The sequence below is a fragment of the Alcanivorax sp. HI0083 genome (assembly GCF_001635175.1).
In genome coordinates, this window is sequence record NZ_LWFX01001002.1 from 1 (window position 1) to 2,158 (window position 2,158).

General features: G+C 52.8%; 1 protein-coding gene. It reads right to left on the reverse strand.

The genetic code is table 11. From position 1 onward, the window contains the following. Positions 1 to 2,158: efflux RND transporter permease subunit (locus A3754_RS12170; RefSeq protein WP_063519901.1), on the reverse strand; the 2,158-nt coding region annotated here is incomplete at both ends.

Consider the following 2,158-nt stretch of genomic DNA (forward strand, 5'->3'; position numbering starts at 1 on the left):
CACTACCGAGGCTAGGTCACGCCCCCGAACATCGATATACACCCACCCAGACAGTCGGCCATTCTCACTTTTTAACATCGGTGGCCCATCGGTAATCTTGATATCCGCCACGGTTCCGAGGGTAATTTGTTTTCCTTCGGGAGTGACTATGGGCAAATCGCGTAAGCGATGCACCGTGTCGCGCCACTCGCGAGGATATCGAAGGCTGATCGGGTAACGCTCCAGCCCTTCCACTGTCTCACCGATGTTTTCACCACCAATCAAACCACTGACAACCGACTGAATATCCGCGATGTTGAGGCCATACTGAGCCGCAATGCCACGCCGAATATCGATATCCACATAACGACCACCAGTCAACCGTTCAGCCAATGCTGAGGAAACACCGGGTACTTGTTTGGCTACCTGTTCGATTTGACGACTCACCTGGTCAATGATCTCTAGGTCATTACCCGCTACTTTGATGCCAATTGGGCTCTTGATGCCAGTGGCAAGCATGTCGATACGATTGCGTATCGGAGGAATCCAGATATTTGCCAGTCCAGGCACGCGTACAATACGGTCCAGCTCCTCGACAAGCTTCTCCGTTGTCATGCCTTCACGCCATTGGTCCTTGGGTTTGAAACGGATGGTGGTTTCAAACATCGTCAATGGTGCAGGGTCAGTCGCTGTCCGCGCACGCCCCGCCTTGCCGAACACCTGCTCCACCTCAGGCACCGTTTTGATCAACCTATCGGTCTGCTGTAGAAGCTCGGTAGCTTTTTGTGCTGACAAGCCTGGTAAGGCACTTGGCATATACAGCAAATCGCCCTCATCCAGCGGTGGCAAAAATTCACCACCAAGCTGACTTAGCGGCCAAAAGGCGGTAACAAAAACTAAACCGGCAACCAGCAAGGTGGTTTTCGGCCACGCCAAGACTCGCTCTAGTACGGGTTGATAACAACTAATCAAAAAGCGACTGATTGGATTACTTTCCTCGGAAGGTATCTTTCCCCGAATCCAGTACCCCATTAACAGTGGAACCAATGTCACCGATAGGCCGGCTGCCGCCGCCATAGCCCAGGTTTTGGTAAATGCCAGTGGGCCAAATAGCCGCCCTTCCTGTGCTTCCAAGGTAAAGACAGGAATAAACGACAAGGTAATAATTAGCAACGAGAAGAACAGCGCTGGCCCCACTTCGACAGCTGCTTGCTCTATGACTCGCCAATGCGCATTACCAGTCAGAGATTGCCCTGGGTTATCCCGATGCCAAATCTCAATTTTCTTGTGAGCGTTCTCGATTAACACCACTGCTGCATCCACCATAGCGCCGATAGCGATAGCAATGCCGCCAAGCGACATGATATTGGCATTGATGCCCTGGTAACGCATCACAATAAAGGCAGCAAGGATTCCCAGCGGTAGGGAAATGATGGCCACCAGTGACGAACGCAAATGGCCAAGAAACAATACGCACACCAGTGCAACTACAATGAACTCTTCAATCAATTTGTAACTGAGGTTTGTTACCGCTCGATCAATCAGCTCACTTCGATCATAGGTGGTGACGATCTCAACCCCTTCCGGCAAGCTTTCCCGCAGTGTCTCAAGTCGCTCATGCACGGCAGATAGCACGGCGCGGGCGTTCTTGCCTGAACGCAGAATGACGACCCCGCCGACGACTTCCCCTTCACCGTCCAGCTCGGCAATACCACGCCGCATCTCCGGACCAAGGCGAATCTGCGCCACATCTCCAAGCTGTACTGGCACTCCATCAACCAGTTTTAGTGGGATTTTTCGGAAATCCTCGAGTGACTGAAGGTAGCCACTGGAGCGCACCATGAACTCCGCTTCGCCCAGCGTCAGCACTGCTCCCCCGGTTTCCTGGTTAGCTTGTTCTATCGCCTTGCGTACTTGTTGATGACTGATCCCATGGCTGGCGAGTTTGACCGGGTCAGGGACTACCTGATACTCACGTACCATGCCGCCTATGGTTGCCACTTCTGCAACGTCAGGCAGAGTCTGCAGCTCGTATTTTAGAAACCAGTCCTGTATCGAGGTTAGCTGCGATAGATCATGCTGGCCGGTGCGATCGATCAATGCGTACTGATAAATCCAGCCGACACCGGTAGCGTCTGGCCCAAGTGATGGTCGTGCTGTACGCGGCAATTCAGACTGG